At 60.6% G+C, this 25308-nt stretch carries 27 protein-coding genes; 20 read left to right on the forward strand and 7 right to left on the reverse strand.

Annotated features, from left to right (window positions below; translation table 11 throughout):
* Positions 1 to 20 precede the first annotated feature (20 nt).
* The 9 genes from SIN04_RS00155 (at position 21) to SIN04_RS00195 (ending at position 11300) form a co-directional block, all read left to right on the forward strand.
* Positions 21 to 5123, forward strand: coding sequence for an N-6 DNA methylase (locus SIN04_RS00155; RefSeq protein ID WP_322843395.1), 5103 nt, complete (start codon positions 21 to 23; stop codon positions 5121 to 5123).
* A 92-nt stretch (positions 5124 to 5215) separates the two neighbouring features.
* Positions 5216 to 5758 carry a hypothetical protein gene (locus SIN04_RS00160; RefSeq protein WP_134493318.1) on the forward strand — a complete coding sequence of 181 codons (543 nt, stop codon included), beginning with the start codon at positions 5216 to 5218 and terminating at the stop codon, positions 5756 to 5758.
* A 170-nt stretch (positions 5759 to 5928) separates the two neighbouring features.
* Positions 5929 to 6576: a class I SAM-dependent methyltransferase gene (locus SIN04_RS00165; protein WP_322843396.1), complete on the forward strand. Its 648-nt coding sequence runs from the start codon at positions 5929 to 5931 to the stop codon at positions 6574 to 6576.
* 194 nt (positions 6577 to 6770) lie between these two features.
* Positions 6771 to 8708, forward strand: a complete 1938-nt coding sequence (locus SIN04_RS00170) for a ParB N-terminal domain-containing protein (RefSeq protein ID WP_134493320.1) — start codon at positions 6771 to 6773, stop codon at positions 8706 to 8708.
* Between the two features lie 77 nt (positions 8709 to 8785).
* Positions 8786 to 8995 (forward strand): hypothetical protein, encoded by a 210-nt coding sequence (locus tag SIN04_RS00175; RefSeq protein ID WP_134493322.1) that lies wholly within the window; start codon positions 8786 to 8788, stop codon positions 8993 to 8995.
* Positions 8977 to 9279 (forward strand): hypothetical protein, encoded by a 303-nt coding sequence (locus tag SIN04_RS00180; protein ID WP_134493324.1) that lies wholly within the window; start codon positions 8977 to 8979, stop codon positions 9277 to 9279. Before SIN04_RS00175 ends, SIN04_RS00180 begins: the two co-directional genes overlap by 19 nt.
* Positions 9276 to 10259 carry a DUF7007 domain-containing protein gene (locus SIN04_RS00185; protein WP_197732048.1) on the forward strand — a complete coding sequence of 328 codons (984 nt, stop codon included), beginning with the start codon at positions 9276 to 9278 and terminating at the stop codon, positions 10257 to 10259. Before SIN04_RS00180 ends, SIN04_RS00185 begins: the two co-directional genes overlap by 4 nt.
* A 159-nt stretch (positions 10260 to 10418) precedes the next feature.
* Positions 10419 to 10643 carry a hypothetical protein gene (locus tag SIN04_RS00190; protein ID WP_134493326.1) on the forward strand — a complete coding sequence of 75 codons (225 nt, stop codon included), beginning with the start codon at positions 10419 to 10421 and terminating at the stop codon, positions 10641 to 10643.
* Between the two features lie 201 nt (positions 10644 to 10844).
* Entirely contained in the window at positions 10845 to 11300 is a 456-nt protein-coding gene (locus SIN04_RS00195) for a hypothetical protein (protein WP_134493328.1), read from the forward strand.
* A 3-nt stretch (positions 11301 to 11303) separates the two neighbouring features.
* On the opposite strand, the gene SIN04_RS00200 is transcribed toward SIN04_RS00195, so the two are convergent.
* Entirely contained in the window at positions 11304 to 11645 is a 342-nt protein-coding gene (locus SIN04_RS00200) for a hypothetical protein (protein ID WP_134493329.1), read from the reverse strand.
* Between the two features lie 141 nt (positions 11646 to 11786).
* Here SIN04_RS00200 and SIN04_RS00205 point away from each other — a divergent pair, with 141 nt between their 5' ends.
* The 3 genes from SIN04_RS00205 to SIN04_RS00215 all read left to right on the forward strand — a co-directional run bounded on the left by SIN04_RS00205 (position 11787) and on the right by SIN04_RS00215 (position 12673).
* Positions 11787 to 12047, forward strand: a complete 261-nt coding sequence (locus SIN04_RS00205) for a hypothetical protein (protein WP_134493331.1) — start codon at positions 11787 to 11789, stop codon at positions 12045 to 12047.
* 69 nt (positions 12048 to 12116) lie between these two features.
* The gene (locus SIN04_RS00210; protein WP_134493333.1) at positions 12117 to 12440 is read left to right on the forward strand and encodes a hypothetical protein; all 324 of its coding nucleotides are present in this window, start codon (positions 12117 to 12119) and stop codon (positions 12438 to 12440) included.
* A complete protein-coding gene (locus SIN04_RS00215) occupies positions 12440 to 12673 on the forward strand; it encodes a hypothetical protein (RefSeq protein WP_134493335.1) in 234 nt (77 codons plus the stop codon). Before SIN04_RS00210 ends, SIN04_RS00215 begins: the two co-directional genes overlap by 1 nt.
* Before the next feature lie 227 nt (positions 12674 to 12900).
* Here the strand turns inward: SIN04_RS00215 and SIN04_RS00220 are convergent, their stop codons facing one another.
* The 3 genes from SIN04_RS00220 to SIN04_RS00230 are packed head-to-tail and all read right to left on the reverse strand — an operon-like array spanning position 12901 to position 14687.
* Positions 12901 to 13308, reverse strand: coding sequence for a hypothetical protein (locus SIN04_RS00220; RefSeq protein WP_134493337.1), 408 nt, complete (start codon positions 13306 to 13308; stop codon positions 12901 to 12903).
* On the reverse strand, positions 13289 to 14185 hold the full coding sequence (locus tag SIN04_RS00225; RefSeq protein ID WP_341263896.1) for a BPSL0067 family protein: 897 nt from the start codon (positions 14183 to 14185) through the stop codon (positions 13289 to 13291). The genes SIN04_RS00220 and SIN04_RS00225 overlap by 20 nt, the downstream gene beginning before the upstream one ends.
* Positions 14121 to 14687, reverse strand: coding sequence for a hypothetical protein (locus tag SIN04_RS00230; protein WP_134493339.1), 567 nt, complete (start codon positions 14685 to 14687; stop codon positions 14121 to 14123). Before SIN04_RS00230 ends, SIN04_RS00225 begins: the two co-directional genes overlap by 65 nt.
* Positions 14688 to 15682: 995 nt before the next feature.
* On the opposite strand from SIN04_RS00230, the gene SIN04_RS00235 reads away from it, so the two are divergent.
* Together SIN04_RS00235 and SIN04_RS00240 are read left to right on the forward strand one after the other, a co-directional pair.
* Positions 15683 to 16273, forward strand: coding sequence for a hypothetical protein (locus SIN04_RS00235; protein WP_134493341.1), 591 nt, complete (start codon positions 15683 to 15685; stop codon positions 16271 to 16273).
* A gap of 82 nt (positions 16274 to 16355) precedes the next feature.
* Positions 16356 to 16766 carry a hypothetical protein gene (locus SIN04_RS00240; protein ID WP_134493343.1) on the forward strand — a complete coding sequence of 137 codons (411 nt, stop codon included), beginning with the start codon at positions 16356 to 16358 and terminating at the stop codon, positions 16764 to 16766.
* Positions 16767 to 16797: 31 nt separating this feature from the next.
* Here SIN04_RS00240 and SIN04_RS00245 read toward each other — a convergent pair whose 3' ends face one another.
* Entirely contained in the window at positions 16798 to 17196 is a 399-nt protein-coding gene (locus SIN04_RS00245) for a hypothetical protein (protein WP_134493345.1), read from the reverse strand.
* Positions 17197 to 17293: 97 nt separating this feature from the next.
* Complete coding sequence (locus SIN04_RS00250; RefSeq protein ID WP_134493347.1) at positions 17294 to 17794, reverse strand: HNH endonuclease; 501 nt, start codon at positions 17792 to 17794, stop codon at positions 17294 to 17296.
* Between the two features lie 676 nt (positions 17795 to 18470).
* Here SIN04_RS00250 and SIN04_RS00255 point away from each other — a divergent pair.
* The 4 genes from SIN04_RS00255 to SIN04_RS00270 all read left to right on the forward strand — a co-directional run bounded on the left by SIN04_RS00255 (position 18471) and on the right by SIN04_RS00270 (position 21252).
* Positions 18471 to 19240 (forward strand): IS5 family transposase gene (locus SIN04_RS00255; protein ID WP_423135971.1). Its coding sequence is split into 2 segments (ribosomal slippage): positions 18471 to 18785 and positions 18788 to 19240, totalling 768 coding nucleotides; the frame shifts between segments, so codons are not numbered across the junction.
* Positions 19241 to 19483: 243 nt separating this feature from the next.
* Positions 19484 to 19876 carry a single-stranded DNA-binding protein gene (locus SIN04_RS00260; RefSeq protein WP_134493351.1) on the forward strand — a complete coding sequence of 131 codons (393 nt, stop codon included), beginning with the start codon at positions 19484 to 19486 and terminating at the stop codon, positions 19874 to 19876.
* A gap of 66 nt (positions 19877 to 19942) precedes the next feature.
* Positions 19943 to 20329: a DUF4326 domain-containing protein gene (locus tag SIN04_RS20175; RefSeq protein WP_134493353.1), complete on the forward strand. Its 387-nt coding sequence runs from the start codon at positions 19943 to 19945 to the stop codon at positions 20327 to 20329.
* Positions 20330 to 20952: 623 nt separating this feature from the next.
* Entirely contained in the window at positions 20953 to 21252 is a 300-nt protein-coding gene (locus tag SIN04_RS00270; RefSeq protein WP_134493355.1) for a hypothetical protein, read from the forward strand.
* A gap of 109 nt (positions 21253 to 21361) precedes the next feature.
* On the opposite strand, the gene SIN04_RS00275 is transcribed toward SIN04_RS00270, so the two are convergent.
* On the reverse strand, positions 21362 to 21901 hold the full coding sequence (locus SIN04_RS00275) for a hypothetical protein (RefSeq protein WP_134493357.1): 540 nt from the start codon (positions 21899 to 21901) through the stop codon (positions 21362 to 21364).
* Positions 21902 to 22299: 398 nt separating this feature from the next.
* Here SIN04_RS00275 and SIN04_RS00280 point away from each other — a divergent pair, with 398 nt between their 5' ends.
* Together SIN04_RS00280 and SIN04_RS00285 are read left to right on the forward strand one after the other, a co-directional pair.
* On the forward strand, positions 22300 to 23493 hold the full coding sequence (locus tag SIN04_RS00280) for a tyrosine-type recombinase/integrase (RefSeq protein ID WP_244606062.1): 1194 nt from the start codon (positions 22300 to 22302) through the stop codon (positions 23491 to 23493).
* A 64-nt stretch (positions 23494 to 23557) separates the two neighbouring features.
* Positions 23558 to 25306 (forward strand): hypothetical protein, encoded by a 1749-nt coding sequence (locus SIN04_RS00285; RefSeq protein ID WP_244606063.1) that lies wholly within the window; start codon positions 23558 to 23560, stop codon positions 25304 to 25306.
* Positions 25307 to 25308: the final 2 nt, after the last annotated feature.

Below are 25308 nucleotides of genomic sequence, written 5' to 3' on the forward strand. Positions count from 1 at the left end.
CTTGTTCAAAAGGCTCCAAGATGAAATCCAAACCCGCACAATACACCCTCCCCTTCCTCGACACGACGAGCCTTGGCGCCAGTGGATTTGATCTTTACTCCAGCTTTGGCGCTCCGCCGCTCGCGCCCTCGGATTCGGGCGAGCATACGGTCGATCGCGGGAATTCCGCAGCGAACGACGAGCCAACCCGCACCCCCGCTCGGGACTTTCGTCTTGCTGGCGATCGCAAGCTCGCTTCGGGCTGGAAGGCGCGCGCGGCCGACAATCTCGCCGCAATCAGGCTCGCCCAAACGATTGAAAATGAAGACCGCCACGCCACCGCCGAAGAACAGGAGATCCTCTCCCGCTTCACCGCCTTCGGCGCCAGCGATCTCGCCAATAAACTTTTCCGCCGCGCCGGCGAAAGCTTCGCCGGCGGCTGGGACGATCTCGGCAACCAGCTCGAGCAACTGGTTTCGCGCGAAGAGCTCGCCAGTCTCTCGCGCGCCACCCAATACGCGCATTTCACGCCGGAATTCGTCGTTCGCGCTATCTGGAAAGCTCTGTTGCGCATGGGCGTCGCTGGCGGACGCATTCTTGAACCTGGCTGCGGGACCGGCCTCTTCTTCGCTCTCATGCCCGAATCCCTCGCCGGCAAGACAACCCTTACCGGCATCGAGATGGACGCCTCCACGGCGCGGATCGCGAAGCTCCTCTATCCGAACGCCGTCATTCGACATGAGGATTTCACCAAAGCCAGACTGCCCGACACTTACGATCTCGTTCTCGGCAATCCTCCTTTCAGCGATCGCACGGTTCGCGCCGACGATCCCGCCGGCGAGCTGCGCCTCTCCCTGCATGATTATTTCATCGCACGCTCGGTCGAGCGGTTAAAGCCGGGCGGTCTCGCCGCCTTCGTCACCAGCCGCTACACCATGGACAAAACCGATGAAAGGGCCCGCGCTCACATCGCCTCCATGGCTGACCTTCTCGGCGCTATCCGCCTGCCGCAAGGCAGCATGAACGCGGCCGGAACCGACGTCGTCGTCGATATTCTGTTTCTACTAAAGCGCGACGTCGACCAGCCTCCCGTCGGCCCGGCCTGGACGTCTCTAGCAGAGGCCGTCCCTGCTGATGATGGCGACCAGGCGCTCTCGATCAACCGATACTTTCTGGACCACCCGGAGATGGTTCTCGGCCGCCACGCGCGCGTCTCAAGTCCCTTCGGTCCCGCCTATAGCTGCCGACCGAACCCCGACGCCAGCTTGAACGAGGATCTTCGCATCGTCGTCGATCGCCTGCCGCGCGACATCTGCAAGCGGCCTTCTAAAACCGATGCTTTGACCCCCGAACGACCCAAGGTCCGCGTCGGGGCCGCGGCGGACGGAGCCACCGTCAAGGAAGGCAGCTATCTCGTCATCGACAATCAGCTCGTCCAGATCCTTGATGGCGAGCCGATCCCCGTCGCGATCCGCAACGGCAAGGGAACCGAGGGAATCCCCGCCAAACATGCAAGGCTCATTCGCGGGCTTATTACGGTCCGTGACGCGATCCGCGCCATTCTGCGCGCCCAGGAGGCCGATCAGCCCTGGGGACCAGCCCAGGTCCGCCTGCGCGTCGCCTATGCCTCGTTTGTGCGCGATTTCGGGCCGATCAATCTGACGACCATCGTCGAGACGACGAACGCGGAGACTGGCGACACCCGCGAATCCATGCGCAGGCCCAACCTGCAACCATTCTTCGACGATCCCGACGTATGGCTCGTGTCCTCGATCGAGAACTACGACATCGAGAGCGGAAAGGCCAAGCAAGGTCCGATCTTCACCGAACGCGTGCTGCATCCCACCGTCACGCCGCTCATCGAAAGCGCTGCCGACGCCCTCGCCGTGACCCTGCATGAAGTCGGCTTCGTCGATCTCGACCGCATTGCCGAACTGCTCGGTCGATCCCGCGACGAAACCATCGCCGAACTCGGCGAACGCATCTTTCTCGATCCCCAACTATCGATTGAAGGCGTCGAGACCTGGCAGACGGCAGACGCCTATCTCTCCGGCCCGATCCGCACCAAGCTCGCAGCCGCCATCGCCGCGGCGACCCTCGACCCGTGCTATGGCCGTAATGTCGAGGCGCTGCAAAAGGTCTTGCCCGAAGATCTCAAGCCCTCGGACATCAGCGCCCGGCTCGGCGCCCCCTGGATCCCCGCCCCCGACATCGCAGCCTTTTGCACGGAAGTCCTCGGCGTCGAAACCCGCGTCCATCACACGGTCGAAATCGCGTCCTGGACGATTGATATCAACGCCTTCGCTCGCGCGCCGACGTCAACGTCGACGTGGGGCACGGAACGGCGCCACGCCGGACTTCTACTCAGCGACGCTCTGAATGCGACGCTGCCACAAATCTACGATGTTTTCATCGAAGACGGCGTCGAAAAGCGAGTTCTCAACGCCGCCGACACGGAGGCGGCCAAAGAAAAACTGGCCAAGATCAAGACGGCGTTCGAGACATGGATCTGGACGGACGCCGATCGCACCGATCGCCTCGCCCGCGTCTACAATGATCGCTTCAATAATCTCGTTCCGCGGCACTTCGACGGCTCTCATTTGCAGCTTCCCGGAGCGAGCAGCGTCGTCAAGCTCTACGCCCACCAGAAGCGCGTCATCTGGCGCATCGTCAGCGCCGGCGCCACTTATATCGCCCATGCCGTCGGAGCCGGAAAGACGTTCAGCATCGCCGCTGCGATCATGGAGCAGAAGCGCCTCGGCCTCGTCACCAAAGCCATGATGGTGGTGCCCGGACATTGCCTCGCGCAGGCAAGCCGCGAATTCCTGCAACTCTATCCGAACGCCCGCATTCTGGTCGCCGACGAAACCAATTTCGTCAAGGAAAAGCGCCAGCGCTTTCTGGCCCGCGCGGCGACGGCGACATGGGACTGCATTATCGTCACTCATTCCGCCTTCAAATTCATTCCGACTCCAACCAGGTTCGAAAGAGGGCTCATCAAGAAGCAGATCAATTCCTCCGCCGATCTCCTCGAAAAAATCGATAACGATGATCGCATTTCCAGAAAGCGCATCGAGCGCATGAAGGAAGGACTCGAGGCTTCGCTCGAAGCGCTGCAAAGCCGCAAGGACGATCTTCTGACGATCAGCGAAATGGGAGTCGATCAGCTCATTGTCGATGAGGTACAGGAGTTTCGCAAACTTTCCTTCGCGACAAACATGTCAACGCTAAAGGGCGTCGATCCTGACGGATCGCAACGCGCCTGGGACCTCTTCGTCAAAACCCGCTTCATCGACGCAGAGAAAAACCCCGGCCGCGCCCTCATCCCCGCCTCGGGCACGCCAATCACCAATACCCTCGGCGAGCTCTTCACCCTGCAAAGGTTCATGCAGCCCGACGCCCTTGAGGAACGCGGCATTCAGGAATTCGACGCCTGGGCCGCGACCTTCGGAGACACCCGCACGGAACTCGAACTGCAGCCCTCCGGCCTCTACAAGCCCGTCACGCGGTTTTCCGAATTCGTCAATGTCCCCGACCTTATGGCGATCTATCGCATGGTCGCCGACGTCGTCCTGCAATCCGACCTTCGCCAGTTCTTACGCCTGCCCGCCATCAAAACCGGCAAGCGCCAGATCATCACCGCCGCGCCAAGCCGCGCCTTCAAAGCCTATCAGCGTCATCTCGCGGAACGGATCGAAAAGATCCGCCAGCGCACAGGCAAGCCAAAGCCGGGCGACGACATTCTCCTCAGCGTCATCGGCGACGGCCGCCACGCCGCGATCGACCTGCGCTTCGTTCTCGCTGAATTTGATGACGAGCCCGAAAACAAGCTCAACGCGCTGATTGACAACGTCCACCGCATCTGGCGCGATACATCGCAGCGTCGTTACACGCGACCCGACGGCATTCCTTATGCCCTACCCGGCGCCGCGCAGATGATTTTCTCCGATCTCGGCACACTCAGCGTCGAAGCGACGCGCGAATTTTCCGCTTACCGCTGGATCAAAACCCGCCTGATGGAGCTCGGCATTCCTGCCAGCCAGATCGCCTTCATGCAGGATTTCAAGAAATCCAGCGCCAAGCAACGGCTCTTCAACGACGTCAATGGGGGAGCCATCCGCATCCTCATCGGATCGTCTGAAACCATGGGCACCGGCGTCAACGCCCAGCGCCGCCTGATCGCCCTTCACCACCTCGACGTGCCCTGGCTGCCTTCGCACATTACCCAACGCGAAGGGCGCATCGAACGCCAGGGTAACGAAAATGATCAGATCGAGATCTACGCTTACGCCACCCGCGGAAGTGTTGATGCTACGGGTTGGCAAATGCTTGAGCGCAAACAGCGGTTCATCGACATGGCTATGTCCGGCGACCGCAGCATACGCAGAATTGAGGACGCAGGCAATCAAGTCAACCAGTTTGCCCTGGCGAAAGCCATCGCATCAGGCGATCCCCGACTCATGCAAAAGGCCGGGCTCGAAGCTGAGATCGCGCGGCTCGAACGTCTGCGCGCCTCGCATTTCGATGATCAACACCTTCTGCGCCGAAAACTCAGCTCCGCCGAGGCGTCTCTCGCCCATGCGAAGCGCCGCATCGTGGAAATCGACCTCGATCTGATCCAGCGCAAACCAACTTCCGGCGATGCTTTCAGCATGCAGGTCGAAGGAAAGACCTTTTCTGAACGCAAACAAGCCGGGGCTGCTCTCATCAAAGCCATCCGCCATCATGAAATGCAAGGCCTTGCCGGGAACTGGACGCTCGGTTCTATGGGAGGCTTTGAGCTTGCCCTCTCGCTCTCCCCTCGTCGCGTTCTTTTCTCGCGCATTGAACTGACGATGCTGCGCAACGGCGAAGCCACCGAGATCGAATTTGATGATGAACTGACTGCCCTCGGCATTATCTCGCGCCTCGAATATACGCTCACACGCTTCGAGGTTGAACTCGCTCAATATAAACGCACCGTCGCGGACAATTGCGCCTGGATTGCTTCGTTCCGCGAACGCCTCGGCGAGAAATTCGCTTTCGAAGGCGAGCTTCTCGATAAGCGCGGGGAGATGGACGCTCTTGAAGCGTCTCTTGCAACGACCGAGACGGATTCCGGCGAGACCGAAGACCTTCTCGCTCTCGGATTATACGCCCGCTGACGCGCGGCTCATCGCTCAAAACGCGATTGAGACATCCGCCTTCCGCGACCCTTCCACACAATTTAATCCCTCTTTCCCAAAGGATCCACGCCATGATTCCTCCCGCTGTCGTTCGCGCGCTCACGAATCCGGCGCTCATAGCCGATACTTTAACGCCCACCAAATGGAGTTCGGCTGAAGACAAGGCGAAGTTCGGCTCGGCTTTGCTAAAATTTATCGCAGCCGACTTCCCAAAAATCGCATTCAAAAAGCCGCTATACAATCGCCTCTCAAACACGTTCGGACATATAGCTCACTATGATCTCAACGGCTTCTACGCGGAAGTTTTTGAGGACACCGCGGGCAAGATAGAATTTCTTCAACAGACCTTGCAATGGCCGTGCTGGAGCGATCCCGCCTACACCTATTGCGACGTCGAGCGCCTGATCCAGGCGCGCCTGCGCAAATCGGGAATTCTCGCGATCAAACAGGCAGAGCTGGCCGCCGAATCCCGGCGCCACGAACTCACCGCCCTCGAAAGGTTAAAGGCCAAATACGAGCCAACGACGGCGCTTTCCCCGGCGCCGCCAGCGCCGCCAATGCCTCCCGCCCAGCTTCTCAGACAGACCGATCTATTCGATGTCTGCACGCGATAAAACGGCGATCATTCAAGAATCCATCGCCGATCTCTTTGATCCGCGCCCGCAACGGCCGCGCCGACAATCCGGCTCGCCCCGCCGCCTCCCGACATAAGACATCGCGTTCGCGCGAGAGCCGCGCATTCTCACAGGAACCGCTGCCACGACCCCAACCGAAAGGTCCGGCCATGCTCACAAATGTCCGCACGCCTTCCCCGATCGCCCCAACGCGATCTCTCAACGCCAGGATCTGGAAACGCGATCCACACGAATACTATGTCGAAGAACACTGGTGTTCGTCGCGCCTCTTTGACGAAGTTACCTTTGAAGGCTCAATCTATGACCCCGCATGCGGTTCAGGACGAATCGTCCGCAGCGCACGCGCGGCCGGATACAAGGCCTATGGCACGGATATCATAAGGCGAAGCAGCGATTGCCGCGACATCTACGACTTCCGCGACCCGTGGCCCCGAGGACGTCCCAAGCCGGACAACATAGTGAGCAACCCGCCGTTTAGGATCTCCGAAACATTCGTCGATCTTGCGCTAGACCGCTGTAAGCGGAGGGTCGCGATGATTTTGCCCCACACTTGGCTGACCGGCGATAAACATTCGCGATGGCTGGAGACGAAACCCCTCCGTCTCGTCCTTATGATGACGCCCCGCCCCTCCATGCCGCCGGGACATATCATAGAAGCTGGACATAAGCCCAAGGGAGGAAAAAAGGACTTCGACTGGTTCATCTTCGAACCCGACTATCGTGGCGATGCTGCGATTGGCTGGCTCCGCCGGGACGACAAGGAGAGACGCTATCCCAACAGTACGGCCGCAACATAGGCATTCGGCCCGGCGAGGGAGAAGGATGAGCACAAGCAGCCGACCGCCGCAAAGGGTCGGATGCCTTCCGGCCGCTACGCTGGGCCGGCCGGATCCTGGCGCAAACGCGCCACCTTTGCCCCGATCGGCCGCCCGCGCTCCTGGAATGGGGTCTTCAGGAAGAAGACGGGAAAATCACATCCAGGAGCAAGCAAATGGAATTGCGCAAAGTCGATCCCCGCACGCTTAAGTTCGACCCAAATAATCCTCGTAAGACAGCCCCTGGCGCGCTCGCAGACGATGCTTTGGTGGCAAATATCAAGGCCGTGGGACTCCTTCAGCCTCCCGTCGTGCGCGAAGTGAATGGCGATCTCGAAATCAAGTACGGAGAACGAAGAGTCCGTGCTGTTCTACGCCTTAATCTCGAAGAAATCCCCGTCATCGTCCTCGATAAAAACGACAATGTTGACGCATTTACTGAGAAAGAAGTCGGCGCCGGAGATGATCTGCGCGCCTTATCCGAAAATGTCGTCCGCGCGCCAATGAACACTGTCGATCTCTGGCGCAACGTCGAGAAAATGACCTCCCAACACTGGACTCAGGAGGCCATTGCTTCCGCGCTCGGCCTAACGGTTCGCGGCATCAAACAATTCCGCCTTTTCACCCGCATCCATCATTCAATTCTTGATCAGTTCTCCGCCGGCGATATGCCCAAACTAGAATTGTTGGGCACAATCGCATCCGCGCCTACCGATGAACAGGGATCCGTCTGGAAGCGCTTCAAGCCCAATAAGGGTCACTCTGCAAACTGGGCGCTCATCGCGCAGCAATTGGTCAAAACGCGCATACTCGCCAGCGTTGCAAAATTCGGCCCCGACGAGGAAGAGGCTTTCGGCATCGTCTGGCAAGAAGACCTGTTTACGCAAGGCGACCAGGACCCCCGATATACCACCCAGATCGAGGCCTTTTGCGCCGCGCAACATGCGTGGCTCGAAACCCACCTTCCGAAGAATGGCGTGCTGCTATCACTCGATGAATTCGGCCATCCCAAACTTCCGCCCAAGGCAGTAGTAATCCACACCGCACCGAAAAAAAAGGACGAAAAGTACGGTTTTAGCGTCAATCAGCGCGACGGCACAGTCGAGAAAACCGCATTTCGCCTTGCTCCTCCGAAGCCCGAAAACCAACACCCCGCCGACTCCCAAGAAAGCGGAGAGTCCTCGCCAGTTACGAAAAAAACCCGCGCTGACATTACCCAAAAAGGCACCGAAATCATCGGCGACCTTCGCACCGCCGCTCTCGAAAAGGCGCTCCTCGAGAACCCTTTTGACGACGTTACTCTCATCGGCCTCCTCGTTCTCGCCTTTAGCGCGACGAATATCAGCATCAGAACTGGCAACTACTCATCCGATGACCGCAATAAGATCCTACAGAGCATCACCGAGGGCGGGCGCCTCACCCAGGATCTCGACATTCTTCGACGCGGCGCGCGCGGTATGCTCGCCAGCTTCCTGTCCTCACGCCCAGGGATGAACGACAGCGGCCTCGTTGCGCGCCTTGCCGGCGACGTGATCGGCGCCGATCAGCACCTGCCAAATATGGCGACCGAGGAATTCCTCAGCTGCCTCTCGAAGGCCGCCGTCGAAAGCGCCGCCGCCAGCGTTAGCGTTTTGCCCCAGCCCCGCGCCAAAGACACCCGCGCTGCCCTCATCGCTCAGATCGGCGAAAGCGCTTTCATCCATCCCGCTGCTCACTTCCCACTTACCGAGGCCGAACGCGAAAAATTCGAAAACTCCCTGCGCACCTGCCGATACTACTACGGTGACACCGAAGAGACCGATAACCAAGTTTCGGAGGACGACTACGACGAAAGCGGGTCACCCGACGTCGACGGCGACGATGATGCCGACGCCGTCGACCACATCGCGGACGATAGCGCTTCGGACGATCTGAACGACAACGAACATGGCCGCGGCGGAAATGACCATGATACCTCGCTGGTCGCTTCGAACGATGACCATGAGGCCTTCGCCGAAGATGGAGATGAACCAAACGAAAACGCGCATCTCTATGCCGCGCGCGAACGCCTCCACAAAAGCCAATGCCCATCCGAAGCCGCTAGCGCCGCACGCGATCAAATCTCCCCTGCCTGACCCATCTTCCTCCAAAACAAAGGCGCGCCCGTTCGCTTTCGGGCGCGCTACGATTCTCCAGCAAACAGGAAACACGCATGATCGACATCGACCAATTGGCTTCTGGAATCGCCACCAATCTTCTCGAAACATCTGGCCTCCCTGCCGAGGCCAAAGGCCCCATCCAGGACGCCTTTCGACGTGGGCTGCACCTCGGCCTTTCCATCCGACAGCCCAGCTTTGACCGTCCGACTTCAAATCCCCCACAGCAGCCGAAGGACTTCGACCCATGGACAACGAAGCACTGAACCGCCTCATCGCCGCGCGCCGCGCCGACGCCGGGCGAATCCACACTGAAATCGTGATCGCCTGCGAGCGCGCGGCGTGCCGCAGCCGCCGCAAGCGCAATCAGCCCAGCGACTGGAACAAATCCGCCTGGCGCCGCTACATTCTTGCCGCCGCGCAGACGCCGCCGCCCTTCCACGCCAGTCTCCGCAAAATCTACGACCAGATCAACGCCCTCGAGCATCTGGCCCAGGATCCCTCAACGGACCCTCGCCAGTCGCACTCCATTGCGCAGGCCAGGCCATGACGAAATATCGCATCCTCCTCGTTGAAGAACTCGTCCTCAGCGACAGCGCCGAATTCCTTGTCGAATCCGACACGCCCACCGGCGCCGCCGCCATCCTGATCAAGGCCCGACAGGCAGGTCTCGACGAAGATAGCGACACTGTTCATCTCCCCGATGGCCAGCGCGCACAAATCACGCCGCAAAACATCGTCGAAAGCCGCCTCTTCTGCGTCCTCCTCGACGACGCCGGCAATCAGATCGTCGAGATTCCAACCGACCCCGATCTCCACGCAAAGAAAGCCCCCCAGCCGGTTGCTCCCCGCGCGCCCGACGAAAATGGCGGCGATGCCCAATGGATCTACGACCCGAGAGATTGGGACTGCACCTATTCCTGGCGCGACCGAGGGCAACTGGCCGAAGCCGCCGACCTCGCCCTCGGCGAAATCCGCGAATTCGCAAGCCTCATCGACGGTCCGCTCATCCACGCCGCACGCATCCCGACGGCCTTCGACGAGGACGGCCTGCCCGAAGAAGCAGAAGTCCAGTGGTTTCGCTCCCGAAGCGAAGCGCAGACCTCTCTCGCGGTCGCATGGGGAAAATCCCCCAATTCCGAATACGCCATCCCCTCGTTCTCGCCCTGGGGACCGATCGAAACCGTGCGCTTCATCGCACCGGGCATCTACGCCGCCTCGACCCCGAACCATGGCGGCATCCATCTTTCACCTACCCTCAACGCAGATATGCCGGACGACATGCGCTCGGAGAACGGCTGGTACGAAGAGGACTGCAAATGGTCGTTCGTCGCGCTGAAATATCCCGCACCCTTCCGCGCCCAGACCGGAGTCGATCCGCGGCATCCTTTGCAAACTGCCTATGAATGCGCGCTCGAATGCGCCCACCATTGGTATCCCGACATCGTCGCGCTCTTTCTTAATGACGATGCCGCGACACAGACCAACGCCTCAGATCCCTGCGATCATCCGCCATCAACACCCGCCTGACTCCCGCGTCTTTTTATTTTTGCGCCACAAGACAAATCCCTCCCCACCCGGCTCCACAAGAACGCGCTTTGCGTTCCGCGTCGAACGGCGAAACCGCCAAGTTCGCAGACCTATGAGAGACCGCCGTGTCTGCCTATCATGACGTAACGGAGAGACAAAATGAGCCACTTCAACGTAGTTCTCTTAGACGCCAATGGCTACGATCTCAGCAGTGATCTAGTTGAAGGCCTCACCCCCGCTAAGGAACGCGCTAAATACCTTCTCTCTGATGTTTACGCCAGGCATTGTGCAACAACGCATCGCGCCCTCAACACTTATAAGGCTGAAGTGCGGCCAGAAGACTCCAGCGAATGCTTGTACGACTTCTTCCGAGAGGAGGACTGAGGCATGGGGACGCGCTGTGGCCCCGACCGCGCGCACCGGAAAATCAGCTTCCCTCGCTCTATGGATCACGTCGAAGTTGACGAAGCTTGGATTGACGGCGCGACGCGCTGAGAGGGTCGCAGCGTTCATGAGTAGCAGCATCCTACGACTAGCCGTCATGGATGAAACCCGGATAAAAATGGTACCTCAAAGGAGATATTGATGATCCGCCAATACCACGCGCACACCCGCCGCCAGGGCGGCCACAACCCTTATGGCGTCGGCGTCATTTCGATCGGCTCGATCTACTACCTCCAGGACGACTATTACTGGCGCGACCGATTCCGAGGTAGCCCGACTTGCCGCAACCCCTGGATCGTCGAAGCCTTCCTCAATGGGACACTGGGCGCCTCCCGCCGAAACCCGACTTCCGGAAAATGGGAGTCCTGTTTCATCAGCGGGCGTTCCGACATGGCCATCGTTCGTTCGCTTCGCGACGGCCGCCGCGCCACCGTCGCCGTCCGCGTCCTGATCCTTCATGACGATAACGCGCTATGGGCAGAGCCAACGACATACCCCAGCTTGCCTTCGCCCCGCGCCCGCGCCTGCCCGCCAGCGGCATCCGCCGCTCCGCATCCCTCCGCGCCTCCCGCTGCGCCTGTCTGTGAGGCTGCCTGACCGTCACTCCTCGGCATCCAGCTCCCACGAACCATTGCCCGCCCCAAGGCGCCGATGGCGACTCTGAACGCTTCTGACCTTGCCTCCAACCCATGCCGACCGAGCCTCCATAAGCTCATCGGACTTCGCGGCCGCGACGCTCGCCTGAAGCCCCGCCAGCACGCGACTTTGGGCGCCGCCCGATCCGGCTTCCCCCAAAATCACTATTCCAACTCCGGCGATCGCGCCGCCCAAGGCGATCGCGCCTAAAATCATCGTCGCGATCGACCCGGCCAGCCTCGCGGCGATCCGCCCATACCGCACGCATCCGCGCGCAAGACACCGCCGCGCACCCTTCTTCACCATCATAACCTCCAGGCCGGCAAGAACCTTCTCACCGGCCTTCGAGCCTGATCGCGCAAAAAGCGAACGCGAAGGCTCTCATCCACCTTTTTCACCGATTGCCCGAACAACTCCCACTCCCCATCGAGGTCAGGATTCCTACTCATGCCCGCAATGAACCTCCGTCAGATCGCCGCCGAAATGAAGAGCTGCTACGACCGCGCGCCGTCCGGGCGCGAATGCTTGGCCTGGTGGCATTTCGTGGACGCTTGCCGCCTCCACTATCGCACCGAGCCGCAAAGCGACCGTGCCGAAAGCTTTTATCCGCCGACATGGTTCGCCGTCGTCTGGCTCGCCGTCGCGAAAGGCGAAAGCCCCGACTATCACCCTGAAACCGGCCAATGGCGCGGCGTTCCCTGCATCTGACGCTTCGCCGCGCTCTATACCGAGAGCGCCGCGAAGCACCACCACCCACCTTCACAATGGAGAAACCCAATGGCCACCGGCACCATCAAGACCACCAAAATCGACGAATTGAAGTTCGACGCTAACGGCGCCGTCATCGCCGAATGCTTCACAATCGATTTCGAAAAGACACCCGAGAGGCGCTTCGACGAGAAAAATCTCGCCGGCATCGAGCGCGCTCTGGCCGATTTCGCCCGAGATCTCGCGAATGAACCGCATTGCTACCGCCTCCGCGTCCGCCTGGACGCCGGCGTCCGCGCACCGAACGGCTTCAATCGCCTTTCCAACATGCGCAACAGCTCTCTCAACATGCGGATCAATACCGAGAAAGCGAAAACTAGGGAACACGCCTGATGACCCGCGCCGCTTTCCTTCAGCACTACGAAGCCCTTCTCGAAAGCAAATATCCCTGGGCCGCCAGCCCTGAAAAACGAGCGGGCTTCATGGTGAAAATCACGGATACGCTCGATCGCGACAAGGGCGGCGGCCCATGGAATCCTGATGGGCCGACAACTGTCGAGGCGTGGCGCGCCATAGGCGGCCGCGGCAAGCCCACGATGAAGGCCCTTCGCGCTCTTCCCCATTGACATTCGACAGATAAGACTTCCCTCGCCAGAAAGAACCCGAGAGGAGGTCCAATGCACCTCTCCGGGCCCGCTCGGAAGGTGCCCTCCGCCTCGACAGGGCCGTCGGCCGAGGCTAATGAAAGAGAATTGGGGCTTCCGCCGCGATGCGGCCTGTTTTGCGTATGACGAAGGCCGCCGGGCTGATAATCAGCGCCGGCGCCCCGCATAAGAAGAACAGATTGACTTCCCTACTCGCAGATCACATGCCCCGGAGAAAAGACGCAGCTGTCGACCGAATCCGGCAGAGGAACCGTCACCGCCTTGTCGGCGTAACGGCACACGATCTTTAGAGGCCGCTGCGCCTTCTTAAGATTGTGCCACCCTTGCTCTTTCAGCGTTCCGTTTGGGTTCGAAGATTCGCTGTCTGGAGAGATCGTTGGAGGAACCATCACAGACGATCCTTCAATGACAACAAGCGGATCCTTTTTGATCTTGTCGCCATAAAGCTTCGCGACATTATCCGGCAGTTTTGAATAAGGACCGCCGATAATAGAAATCCCTGGTACTCCCTTATGGCAGGGTTCTAAGGCGAACGCTGTTCCGGACATTCCGATAAGGAAGAGTCCGACCGCTGATTTAAGCATGCGTAACAACATAAAATGCACTCCCCTGCTCACATGAGTTCGACGTTGTCCAGTTAATGTGCCGAGTCCCCGCCGGAGATCCTGCCCATTGATCTTCGACAAAGATACCTGTTGAGTCCTGCCCGAGGTAAATGGCGGCATGAGACTGACCAACAGTATTGGTGTATGTGCCATCAGCGCCGAATGTTGCGATCACCGTGCCGGGCGCCAGGTTCGAATTTCCCTCCACCACGGAGCCGGGGCTCCAAGTTGAAGTAAGGCCGACATCGGATGTCGCCTGAACCAGAGCGACGCACTGTCCACTGCCAACACTTTGCCCAAGCATGCTGGAATAATCCGTCGCCACGGTCGCCCCGGCGACACCGCTCCCCGTCCCGCTATATCCCCCCGTCGTACTACTCGTATCCGTCGCGCCTGTAACCGCCCCCGTATCAGTCGTCCCTCCTTGCGGAAAAGAAAACGACGGGCCGTAAGGCTCCTGAAATGTCGGTTTGACCTGCACTGGCAGGCCTGACGGCATCACTGCTTGAGGATTGCCGGCAAAGGAGACGCTCAGCCCCGGCCACCATGACAAACCAAGTACGATGGACGACGTCGCCCAAGCGACCCGCCGGCGTCGATCCCTTTTTCGTAAAACCTCCGCAGATCCGGCGCTTCCGCCAGTCTCAGATCCTTCGCGCTGCCGGGCGCGCGCCCCGAAAATGTTTCGCAAAACGTCACCTCCTTCAAAGAAGGCCTCAAATCTTGCGAACCCCGACGCGAACGCGAACTCTCTTTTCGAAGAAAAACGAAAAATCTTCGCCTCGTATTTGATTGCCGCGCCGTCAGCGGGCACCGGCGCTCGGAGCCGCCGCCCCAAAGAACAGTTCGGTCGCCGCTGCCTCGACATCGAACGGACGCCATTCTTCCCCGCACTTCGCCAACCGAATTGCCCGCGCCGCGCCAAACGCCTCTTGAGTCGCGACATACGCGTCGATCAGAAACTCCGCCGCCTCGGTTGCGCGCCGGTTCGACGCATCCTCAAGCGGCGAAAGCCAATAGCCTCCCCTCCCCTGCGCGTTGACGAACGCCTCCGCCGCATCGTCTGAAGCCGCCGCCGCCTTGTGCGCCGCCCGGCACGCCACGACCGCGCGCTCGACCAGAGGCTTAAGGAGATCGTCAAGCGCCACCGCCCACTCTTCACGCGAAGCTGGCCATCCACCAGACGCGATCCTCTCAGCCATTCTGCGGTCGGCCTCGTCTCGAATTCCGCCCGAGGGCTCATCAAGCCCGAACGCCTCCGCCACGAGGCTGATTTCCCGCAAATCGGGCGCAATGTCGCGGAGCAAATCGAGCGATGGCTTCGCCCGCTGCTCAACCGGAAATCTCACCACGTTGGTCGTGCTAGCCATCAATGCGATCCGCATAATCAGTCCCTCCGAACAAACGATGAACCTGTAACAGGCGCAAATTCGAAATGCAAGCGCAACTTATTGAAAAGAAAGGCCATTCTGTCCGTCTCGGGGTGTTTCCCCCGAAAAGACCGCCGCAGATCGCCAGCGCCCGGCAATATCGCGGGCGCCGCCGAAGCGCTCGATCGCCGCCGAGCACGTCGGATCCTGCTTTCTTATCCCGCCACCCCTTTTCCTTTCGGCTAAACCGGCCCGAACGGACGACAGGCAGGCCTTCGCGCCAACGCCATCCCAGGTTGAACCGCGCAGGTTGCCCGGGGCGCCGAAACCGCGCTCTTTCTCCCCCGTCAGGGCGGTCGGGGCGATCCGGCCAGCCCCGCGCCAAGCCTCGCTCGCTCTCGGGGAAAGAAGTTTCGGCGCCGACGATAGAGACCTCCGGCTTCATGCGGGGCGCGTGGCGCCCTTTTCGTTCAGGGCATCGTCGGAGGCCAAGTCTCGGGCGCTTTCCAAGAGTTGCGGCCCGCCGAAATAGCCGGACGAAGCCGAGGGCGCGCAACAGTCTTCAACCAGCCGCCAGAGCGCGCGAACGTCGGACATCGATCTGTGACCAGAATCTGCCGCGCGTGGTTCGGCACCAGCTAAGCGCGTTCGAGACGCTCCCTTAGCCATTGTTGATCTGGCTTTTTCAAAATCGCTCGGTCCCGCCTGTTGTGCTCGATGCCAGCGCATCCCCTCGGTTTGGTGCGGCGTAGCCGGGCCAACCGGGCCAGCAACGGCTCCAGCCAGCGATTTTCCCCTTCGGCTCCGCCGAATTCCTCGCGAAACAAAATCGCCGTCCTCCGCCGTCCTCCACTCCGTTCCGGCCCACGCTGCCGCCCAAAGGCGGCAGTCGAGGGTGCAGCCCCGGTTTCTGGCCCAGCTTTTTTAGCCGCACCGAGGGGAACGCGCTGGCATCGAGCCAGCGGCCCCCGGCGCTCTGAAAAAGGATCGAGATCATGGCTAACAAACGCTCTGGAACCGCTGCTCCCGCCAAAGCCGCAAAGCCCGCCAAGGCCAGCGTCACAATCGAGATTGCCCGCCTCCTTTGCCCCGCCCCGCGCGTTGTTGAGAACATCGCAAACACCTTCGGCCTCTCGGTCCCTGATTTCGACGGCATCCGCGAGTCTCACGAAAGCGCTTTCCGCAAGATGTGGCACTCTTTCGACGATGCCCTGAACGAAAAGGCCACCATGATGCACTTCCAGCGCATCGCCGGTTCGCTGGTCTCATCCGCGGTCGGCGCCGGCCGCTTCTATTCCGAGAAAGTCTCGGCCGCCAAGGATCTGACTTCCCGCCTCGCCAACGACCACCGCGACGAGGATCGCGACGCCCCCGTGGGTTTCGACAGCAAGGCCCAACGCGCCCGCGAGTTCGCCGCCGACATGGCGATGCAGGCCTACGCTCTGCTCGCCGCCGCCGAGGGCGCGGTCAGCGCCTATCAGGAAATCACCGGCGAGGAATGGAAAGCCTACCAGGCTCCGACTCAGGGCCCTGCGACTGTCGAACGCCGCTCCGCCGCCGCCGAGGTGAACGCCTTCACCGCCTGACGCTCTGGCGGGGACCATACGGTCCCCGCCCACTCCCTCGCACGAAAACTCCGGCCTCTTCTATCCGCAAAGGATCTTTCCAATGATCGATTTCAGCACACTTCCACGCCCCAAAAGCGCCGCCGAGCGCCAGCGCGACGAAGACCAGCGCGTGACCAGCCAGGTCGCGGACGACCTGAAACGCCGTCGCGAGTGGAACCGCAAAAGCGTCGCTCTGACTCTCGTCCGACAGGCCGAATGGCGCTACACCAATGCCGGCACCTCCACTCTCCAACTTCGGGGAGAGCGTAATGATGGCAGGCCTATAGCGATCACCTGGTTCGCTCCCGAACACTACACCCAAGAGCAAATCAACGCCGTATACAATCAGCTCACAAAAGGCAGCCGCACAACCGTCGAGGGATATTGGGGATCGTCGGCGCGGGACGCCAGACTCCGCACCACTTTCGTCGCTCAATTCATCCAAATAGGCGACACGCCGCGTGTTCCTTAAGGCGAGTCGGCGGCGGCGCAAGCGCGCCGCCTCAGTTGAACCGCCGCCTGTTCGCCAGATCAAACTCGCCGATATCCACGCCGATCATGCCCGGTCCGAAATGCCGGATCGCGCCGAATTCGGCCGGGGACGCACCGTCCCTCAACGGGCGCCCGCCAAACGCCTCCATACTCAGAAATTCCATGTCCGGGAGCGCCCACATTACGGCGATCGTCAGCGCCATCCCTTTCCTCCCCACCGCGTCGCGATCAAACGACCGCAGATCCGCCCGGATCTCCTGCGGAACATCGACCACCGCCATCCACGCATCGCTTCGCCTAATCAATATGATCCGGTCCAGCTTCTCCGCCTTCCAGACGACGCTCGCAACCGCGCTGTCGTGAGACGTCGTTCTCCTCGCGAGATGCCGGACCAACGCACTGCTCTCCACTCCAAATCTCCATCAAATCGCTGGCCATAGCGACAGCCGCATGTCCGGCCCTGACCCAAACCTATCGCGCGCGCTTCCGCGAAGCGCCTCCGCGCGACTACCTCTCCTCGGCGCTTCGCGCGACGAACCGTCGTGGCGCGCCGCCGACATATTTCGCGTAAGCCGCAATCCAGTCCGTCCGGATCGCCTCCTGCGCTTCCGCCAGGGGCATGCGGCCGGCGCAGACCTCGTGATGCAGAACGTCCTCGAGCGTGTCCTTTACTTCCGCGTTAAAGGGCTCGCTTCGACGGCTCTGCGGCCACATGTTCCTGGGCTCATCGCCGCCCGCTAGGGACAAAGGTACGAGGTGGTCCAACTCGTAATCGCGACGATCAACCGCCGTCAGCCCGTAAGACGCAAAGACCTGATTCCGTATTTCCCGGTCGTAGTGTCGAACGCTCGCCGCATAGCCCACCTGACACAGCGTCGCCTTGTCGACATCGACCACGACGCCCGGCGTCAAGGCAGGATCGGGCAAGCCCCGATCCTGCGCCTTCGCCACGAGCCATGTCATCGCGGCCATCTCAAGGGCCAGCGCACCAATCACTATCCAACGCATTTTTTTCCGATCTCCCCGTTCGCTGCGCCAAGAGGCGGCGCCGGAGTTCATTCCAATCGACGCCGAAGCGAATGGAAACGCCGTTTTTCCGACCGGGGCGCGCTTCGGTGAGTTTTTTTGTGAAAGAGGAAAGCGCCTTGCCTTCCCTGCCTCACATTATCGCGGGCCACTGTCTTTCGTGTTGCACCGGGCTCACCCGCGCGCCTCCCGACAGCCCGTCGCAGACCCCCGCGGCCCGTTTGCGCGCCGACAAGCCCCGCGGAGGCAGGCGTCCCCGCCAATCCCCCCTCGCCCCTTGATCAGGCCGGTCAGCGAATAAACCAGCAGCGCGGCCCGGATCACCCCGCATGTTTCCGATATCGGTCGCCTCTTGAGCGCCATTCTCAAGATCGCGGTTCCAGGGCGCGCCCGCCCTTTCCAGCCTGCTTCCTTTTCGAGGATCCGCACTCAGATTGGCAGACGCGCCAAGAGCCGCCCATGAAGCTGCACCTAACCGATGATCGCGAGAATCCACCGGCTGAACTCAGGATCGATCCCGTCTCTATCGATCACGCAAAGAAGCCGCCGGCGCATGCCAGCGCATCCCCTCGGTTCTGTGCGGCCTAGGTCATAGACCCATTATCGGGATTCCCGAATCGGCCGTGGGTGATTCAACCTTGGGATCATGGAGGCTGAGATGGCGCGGTTTGATTTGACGGATTTCGAATGGTCGGTGATTGAGCCGTTGTTGCTGAACAAGCCGCGGGGTGTTCCGCGCGTCGATGATCGTCGCGTCTTGAACGGTATCTTCTGGCGCTTGCGGACTGGCGCGCCCTGGGCGGACATTCCGCGGCGCTACGGTCCGCACACAACCTGCGTCAACCGCTTCAACCGGTGGCGCAAGGCTGGTGTCTGGGACCGCATTCTCAAAGGCGTGTCAAAGGCTTATGACGGCGACATCCAAATGATCGACTCATCCTCGATCCGCGTCCATCAGCACGCCGCCAATACCCAAAAAAAGTCGACGGATCCCATTGCATGGGTCGCTCGCGGGGCGGCCTGACAACGAAAATTCACGCGCTTGTCGACGCGGAAGGTCTGCCAATCGACCTGAAGCTGACCGAAGGTCAGGCGCATGACGGGCGCAGCGCAGCCGACATGCTGGAGGCTTTGGCCGGCGGGCAAATTCTTCTGGCCGACCGCGCCTATGACAGCGACGCGCTGCGCCAGAGCCTCGGCGCTCGTGGCGCATGGGCCAACATCAAGCCCATGCCAAACCGCAAGAACGTTCCGGCGTTCAGCTCTTACCTTTATCGCTACAGGAACCTCGTCGAGCGTTTCTTCAACAAGATCAAGCACTACCGCGGCGTCGCCACGCGCTACGACAAACGAGCCGACAATTTCCTCGCCGGAGTCAAGCTCGCCTCAATACGCATCTGGTTGCGCCATAATGAGTCGATGACCTAGCCGGGCAAACCGCGCCCGCAACGGCTCCGGCCAGCGATTTTCCCCTTCGGCTTCGCCGAATTCCTCGCGAGGCAAAATCGCCGCCCTGCGCCGCCCTCCACTTCGTTCCGGCCCACGCTGCCGCCCGAGGGCGGCAGTCGAGGGTGCGAACGCGGTTTCTCGCCCGGCTCTTTCAGCCGCACCGAGGGGGACGCACCGGATGAGCCGGAAGCCCCAAGGCGTTTAGAGACAGGGAATCAGATCATGAGCCACATCGCGGAATTCAAAATCATCGGCCGGGTTGGAGCCATCAAGGAAGTCGGCTCGACCGTTCGCGTCACCATCGCTTCGAGCTACTCCTACAAGGACAGGCAGGGCGACTGGATCGAACAGGCGAAATGGAACGAAATCACGATCTTCAACGAGGCCACTCAGGCCTACGTCCAGAGAAACCTGGAGAAGGGCGATCTCGTCTACGCCGCCGGCACGCTCGCCCAGACCAGCTACAAGAAGGACGGAGAGATGGTCTACGGCATGACGCTGGGCTGCGAGCAGATCGAACGTCTCGCCAAGTCAAGCAGCGGGGAGGATGCGAGCGAAGGGCGGGAGCCGCGCCGCGCCGCCAAGGCTCTTCAGGATGATGATGTCCCCTTCTGAAGATCACCAAATCTGGGGGAGGCGAAAGCCTCCCCTCATCGTTCACCAGCAGGAGAAACAAGCGCCATGAACGCTCGAGCAGATTCAGCCATCCAAGACCGCGTCCGACTCGGCAACAAGAGAGCAGGGGCAAAAGCCAAACCACAACCTGGCGAAACCGTCATCGATATCGACCGCGTAAATCCAGTTCTAGGCAATCACTATGTGCTCAAGGACCATCGTGACGATATTCGGCGAGCCGAGGTAATCCGCCTCTACGACCTCAAATATCAGCAAGATCTCGCCGCGCGCGGCCCGATGGCTATCGCTACAGAACAACTCGCAGCACGCGTTAAGAACGGCGAAAAGCTCATCTTGATGTGCTGGTGCGCGGGAGCGCCTTTCAACAAACCGTGCCACGGCGACCTCATCATCAATCAAATAGAGCGCCTCCTCACATTCAAATGCGAGTGACACCAACATCACGGGCTCCCGCTGGAAGGGACGACACCCATAGTCGCTCCGCGAGCCGAAACTTTACGGGCGGCCTTCGGGCCGGCCGCAATTCCCGCATCCGCCTTTCGCTTCTAACCCCGCGACAGCCGCCGCGCCCATGACGGCGGCGCCCAAGTTTTTCGTAAGGAACGAAAACGCCCATTACGCCCTGCAGGACTCAAAGAGAGGTTTATCCCCGAGCCCGACGCTCCTTCCTACTCTCACGAAGCCCACTTCGTCGTCTTCGCCCTCAGGGCGACGATCCCTCCCACGCCCTCCCCCAAAGGCGGTTTCCGCGCTCCGATACGCCACGCGACCGGATGCGACCGGCCGCGCCGCGTCAAAGGGCTCCCTTTCCTGAAACAAATCCGTCTTTCTGACTGCCGAGATTACCATGCGAGGATCAGCCCGCATCAAGGACGCGCGGTCCCCCTATTTTACCGAACGTAAAGCGCGCGCAAGAGCGCGCACATTTCTTAGTTGTTTTCGTTCGACAAAATCGGAACCACCACGCGCCGCCGCCGGCGGTCGCTTCGCGATCCCTGACGCACGCAGACCCCGCATTGTTGCGGGCCTTTGTCATTCAGACAAAGGAGATCGAAATGCACATCACAGTACCTTCCAACGAGCTTCGGCAAAGCCTCGCGGCGCCCGCCTCTGTCTTGCAGTCCGCCCTAGCTAACGAGCTCGATCCAGTCAATTCGTGGGCGCAGCGTATCGCAAGAATCGAAGAAGCCCTCTCGGACGCACGCGAAACGCGGCGCGCCGCCCGCAGCCAACTCCTGAAACCTGCGCTTCCAGGTTCCGCCCGCGCCTCCAACGAAACCCTCTACTTCAACGCCTGCGAAATTGTCGCCCAATGGGAGCAGCAGCTCGATGACGCCCTCAACGCCGACTATTGACATCAGTGAAGGCGGAGGCAAACCCTCCGCCTTTTCTTTTCACTTTCCGCCTTGTCGAGAAGAACTCCGCCCCGCCGGGATCAATCGCGCGCACGGACCGCGACGGCCCTTAAGCGAGGGACCGCGCTTGTCTTGCGACAAACTCATTCACCTTCGCGAAGAATTCTTCACCCCGGCGCGTCGCTCTTCCTTTGGCGCAGGGATCGGAAGCCATGTCCCTCTGCTCGATCAGGCATCCGCCCAATTCATCGATGGTGAGATTCAACTCATCTAATCCAGTCGCCATCATAATCGCCGCCAGGACGACCTTCTTGCATTTCATATCGAACCTAGTCCGCTTTTGCTGACTCCTGCGCCTCGCCAACAGATCTTGCCAGACACGCGGCGCCGAGAACGCCCCTTCTTCGGCGCCATGAGCCACCATCAACAGTTCGAAATCCCGCCGCGCAGAAACATACATCGGCGAGGAAACCCTCGCGCCACCTTGCCCGTCGATCATCTCGAACAGCAGCGTTAAGTCCTTCAACGCGGAAGGCGTGCTCCGGACAAATTCTTCCGCGAGACGATCAAATTCCGGCAACGTATAAAGATTGCATCCCGCCTCTTCGAATCCTTCCCACGTCTCTGACCCGCCGTCTCTCATCGCCATCCCCCGCTTTCTCCGACTACCCCTGTAGTCATGGCGCCGCCGACAATCCCCCTTGCCCCCGCGAACGCCCAAAAAAATATCGCATCGCCGGAAGCGATCTGCCGCGCGATATTGAAGAGCGCCTTTTCCTGAAACAAACTCTCTCTGACGTCCAATCCTACCATGCGCGGATCGGTCCGCCTCAAGGACGAACGGTTAGATTGCGGGCTCTAGGAATGTACTGTTTGTCCTTGCATAGTGCGGCAACAGCATCAATGCTACCGATTGAGATCGTCGGACAATGCTTGACGCCGCGGCGGATTCAGAAGCTTGGCAAAGGAGTGCGGACTTAAGTCCGCACTCCTTTGCCAAGTGGCGAGCAAGGGGAACAGCCTCGCCGTAATCAAAGTGGTAGGCCGATGGCCACCACTCGGGATGCGATCGAGGAGGACGGCGTGGCAGTGATCATTCGCACAATCGACGGACACGTTGGCATCCCGGGGGGATTCCCAATTTTACTTACTGACAAAATGGAGATCATCGAGGCGGCTTTCGTGTTCCTGCTCGAACTCACGACGGTGCCAGGGCGGTCACATTCCCGCGAGACGCTACGGACTTACGCTGAGCATCTCCATGATTGGTTCGATAGCCTGGAACAGTCTGGTCTCAATTGGCGCGACGTCTGTGAAGAGACGATCGCGGCGTATCGCAATCGGATGCTGGACCAGCCTAGCGCACACACCGGTAGGCCCTATGCTCGATCGACGATTAGCGACCGGGTCCGCTCGGTCTGCCGGTTCTACGAGTGGGCGCATCGCCGTGGCTGGCTTTCCCAGTTACCGTTCCATCGGATTGATGTGAGGATCACTTCCGGCCGCAAGCAATCCTTTCTAGCTCATGTTGATCAGCGGTCCACAGTGACGACCGCCAACGTCCTGACGGTTGCCGAGTATGAGAACTTGCCCAGGTCACTGCGCGTGGACCAGATCAAACTGCTGTTGGTCAACTTAGCCACACCCTACAGGCTGATGGCCGAATGGGCGCTGGCTTGCGGCCTGCGGCGAATGGAGCTATGCGCTCTGACCGTCGACCAGGTGCCGTCTTTGCGCGCATTTGATGTGGGAGCCCATCCGCTTATCGGCGTGGCGCTCTCGATTACCAAGGGCGATCGACCACGCACCGTTTATTCGCCGATCCGGCTGATCGATCGAACCCACTGGTATGTAGGTGAGGAGAGGGCGGCGCTCCTTCGTCGCATCCGGCGTAATCCGCTTGGCGATCGGGAACCGGTGACCCTCTTCCTAAACCGCAATGGCGGCTGCGTAACGCGCGCCCGCCTCACGGCAGTATTCGCCGCGGCCTTCAACTCCGCCGGTCTGGACGGCTCGTTGCATTGGCTGCGCCACACCTTTGCCATGACAATGCTTGTGCGGCTGCAGGCACACGCAGCGGTTAAGCCGGAAATCAACCCGCTGAAAGTGCTGCAGATTCTCCTCGGCCACAGCTCGATCCAGACCACTGCGATCTATCTGCGTTGCGTGGAATTGCATGAGCGCGAGATTGCGGAGAGCCTTGATTACCTCTATGGCGGCGTGATCCTCGATGAGATCTAAACGCGTTCGTCTCGATCGCCGGCTGACTGTAGGGCCGTCGGCGGAGCTGCCCGCCGAAAGTTCAGTGGTCGTCAGTTTCAATGACGAGTGGGGCAATGTCGCACAGGTCTTCGACCTCGCTGCTCTTGGCCTTTCCGCCGAGATTACCACTGTGCTAGCGGACGCCTTCTTTATGCATTATGCAGCCTCCGCAGTTGAAACTCGGAAGGGCTGTTGGAAGGCGCTCCGCGCCTTCGGACGTTTTGTCGCGGAGGATGGCGGGATTGCTTTTCCTGCAGACCTAGGCACAGAGGCCATCGGGCGGTACCTCGTGTGGCTCGATCGACAACGCTCGCCCAACGGCGAGCCGTGGTCTACGTCGACTCGAAACTCGCGGTTTGTGCATATAAAGATGATGCTCGCCTGGGCGATGCGGAACCGTGCCGACCGTCTGCCTGCGCAGATGGACTTCCCGGACAACCCGTTCTCCGGGCGCCATAAAACACCCGTGCCCCGGCGCCTATCCGCGCCACATCTCAAAACGATTCTCCGCGCCTGCTACGAGGAGATCGATGCGGCCTGGGCTCGCTTTACTGAGGGTCAGGCGGTCCTTGCGGGGATGCCCGATGCATCTGCATCCGGGCGGGGAGCGGAGCTTGAAGCGTTGGTCCAGTATCTCCTTCGTCAGGGTGAGGGCATAATGCCGCTACAGCAAGCGGCTGCGAAGCTTGGTGAAACCCGCGGTTCCTCCAATCGGCTTGGCGGCACACGGATATTGGCGCAATACCTTCATCTTACCGTCGACACGTTGGTGCCGTTCTTCCTGGCCATTGCCATCCAGACCGCAGCCAATCCTGATTCGTTGCGCCTCATCAGGCGTGATTGCATGGCGGCGCATCCTTTGGACGGGCATCGGGTCGTAATTGACTGGGCAAAGCCGCGGGCCGGCGCTATGATTCGGCGTGCGCAGCGGAGGTCGTTCGATCGACGCCGCCACCGCGCTGCACCGAACCTAATCGACAGCGTACTGGCGATGACCGCACCGCTTGCCGCGCACGCGCCGCCGAGCGAACGCGATCGGCTGTTCCTGATCCGGGGCAACCGCCCGAGTGGCATCAAGGCGATCGGGAGCCAGACGCTGAGCACGGGTATCCGCCGCTTCATCGCTCGCGCGAACCGACGCATCGAGGCGTGGAACGACGCTCATCCAGATGGTCTGCGCGCGCCGCTACCGAAATTCGTCCCTGTCCTCTTCCGCGGCAGCGTTGCAACCGAGCACTACCACGCGACTGGCGGGGATAGCCGTGCCGCGCAGGCGGTGCTGAATCACGCTCGGGCTGACACGACGGATCTCTATGTACGAGGGCCGGAGACGGAACGTTTTCAGGAAGCCACAGTGGCGCGCCTCCAACAATTGATGGTCGCATGGTTTACCGGTGGACAATCGGCGCACGATCCTGTTGGTATGGAAGCAACCATGGCGGTGAACGTTCTTGGAAAAAATGCAACCGCCTTCGGCCACATTTGTGGCAATCCGCTGGTTGGCGTTGCTCCCGGTTCGAGTCCCGGCCGCTTGTGTCCATGGTTCGGCGCCTGTCTCTCCTGTCCTGGGCTCGTGATTCCGATCGATGCCGAGCATCTCGCGCGTGCCTTGCAGGCGAAGCGCAAACTTGAGTCAGCGCGCGACCGGATAGATCCGCACCGCTGGCAACTCGTGTACGCGCCGAGCCACCAAATTCTAACAGAGAGTATCCTCCCTGACTTCCCCGAGGAACTGCATCCGGCAGCGGAGCGTATCATTCCTTCGCTGCCGTCGCTCCCCGATTTGGAGTGATA

Source organism: Methylocella tundrae (assembly GCF_038024855.1).
GTDB classification, from domain to species: Bacteria; Pseudomonadota; Alphaproteobacteria; order Rhizobiales; family Beijerinckiaceae; genus Methylocapsa; species Methylocapsa tundrae.

Bases quoted from the DNA above. Each gene is read 5' to 3' on its own strand.
- SIN04_RS20175 (WP_134493353.1), top strand. From the start codon at position 19,943: ATGAACGCTCGAGCAGATTCAGCCATCCAAGACCGCGTCCGACTCGGC.
- SIN04_RS00155 (WP_322843395.1), top strand. From the start codon at position 21: ATGAAATCCAAACCCGCACAATACACCCTCCCCTTCCTCGACACGACG.
- SIN04_RS00175 (WP_134493322.1), top strand. From the start codon at position 8,786: ATGATCGACATCGACCAATTGGCTTCTGGAATCGCCACCAATCTTCTC.
- SIN04_RS00205 (WP_134493331.1), top strand. From the start codon at position 11,787: ATGCCCGCAATGAACCTCCGTCAGATCGCCGCCGAAATGAAGAGCTGC.
- SIN04_RS00180 (WP_134493324.1), top strand. From the start codon at position 8,977: ATGGACAACGAAGCACTGAACCGCCTCATCGCCGCGCGCCGCGCCGAC.
- SIN04_RS00195 (WP_134493328.1), top strand. From the start codon at position 10,845: ATGATCCGCCAATACCACGCGCACACCCGCCGCCAGGGCGGCCACAAC.
- SIN04_RS00215 (WP_134493335.1), top strand. From the start codon at position 12,440: ATGACCCGCGCCGCTTTCCTTCAGCACTACGAAGCCCTTCTCGAAAGC.
- SIN04_RS00220 (WP_134493337.1), bottom strand. From the start codon at position 13,308: ATGTTGTTACGCATGCTTAAATCAGCGGTCGGACTCTTCCTTATCGGA.
- SIN04_RS00190 (WP_134493326.1), top strand. From the start codon at position 10,419: ATGAGCCACTTCAACGTAGTTCTCTTAGACGCCAATGGCTACGATCTC.
- SIN04_RS00270 (WP_134493355.1), top strand. From the start codon at position 20,953: ATGCACATCACAGTACCTTCCAACGAGCTTCGGCAAAGCCTCGCGGCG.
- SIN04_RS00160 (WP_134493318.1), top strand. From the start codon at position 5,216: ATGATTCCTCCCGCTGTCGTTCGCGCGCTCACGAATCCGGCGCTCATA.
- SIN04_RS00225 (WP_341263896.1), bottom strand. From the start codon at position 14,185: ATGTCGAGGCAGCGGCGACCGAACTGTTCTTTGGGGCGGCGGCTCCGA.
- SIN04_RS00170 (WP_134493320.1), top strand. From the start codon at position 6,771: ATGGAATTGCGCAAAGTCGATCCCCGCACGCTTAAGTTCGACCCAAAT.
- SIN04_RS00260 (WP_134493351.1), top strand. From the start codon at position 19,484: ATGAGCCACATCGCGGAATTCAAAATCATCGGCCGGGTTGGAGCCATC.
- SIN04_RS00275 (WP_134493357.1), bottom strand. From the start codon at position 21,901: ATGGCGATGAGAGACGGCGGGTCAGAGACGTGGGAAGGATTCGAAGAG.
- SIN04_RS00280 (WP_244606062.1), top strand. From the start codon at position 22,300: ATGGCCACCACTCGGGATGCGATCGAGGAGGACGGCGTGGCAGTGATC.
- SIN04_RS00165 (WP_322843396.1), top strand. From the start codon at position 5,929: ATGCTCACAAATGTCCGCACGCCTTCCCCGATCGCCCCAACGCGATCT.
- SIN04_RS00235 (WP_134493341.1), top strand. From the start codon at position 15,683: ATGGCTAACAAACGCTCTGGAACCGCTGCTCCCGCCAAAGCCGCAAAG.
- SIN04_RS00240 (WP_134493343.1), top strand. From the start codon at position 16,356: ATGATCGATTTCAGCACACTTCCACGCCCCAAAAGCGCCGCCGAGCGC.
- SIN04_RS00210 (WP_134493333.1), top strand. From the start codon at position 12,117: ATGGCCACCGGCACCATCAAGACCACCAAAATCGACGAATTGAAGTTC.
- SIN04_RS00185 (WP_197732048.1), top strand. From the start codon at position 9,276: ATGACGAAATATCGCATCCTCCTCGTTGAAGAACTCGTCCTCAGCGAC.
- SIN04_RS00200 (WP_134493329.1), bottom strand. From the start codon at position 11,645: ATGGTGAAGAAGGGTGCGCGGCGGTGTCTTGCGCGCGGATGCGTGCGG.
- SIN04_RS00250 (WP_134493347.1), bottom strand. From the start codon at position 17,794: ATGCGTTGGATAGTGATTGGTGCGCTGGCCCTTGAGATGGCCGCGATG.
- SIN04_RS00230 (WP_134493339.1), bottom strand. From the start codon at position 14,687: ATGGCTAGCACGACCAACGTGGTGAGATTTCCGGTTGAGCAGCGGGCG.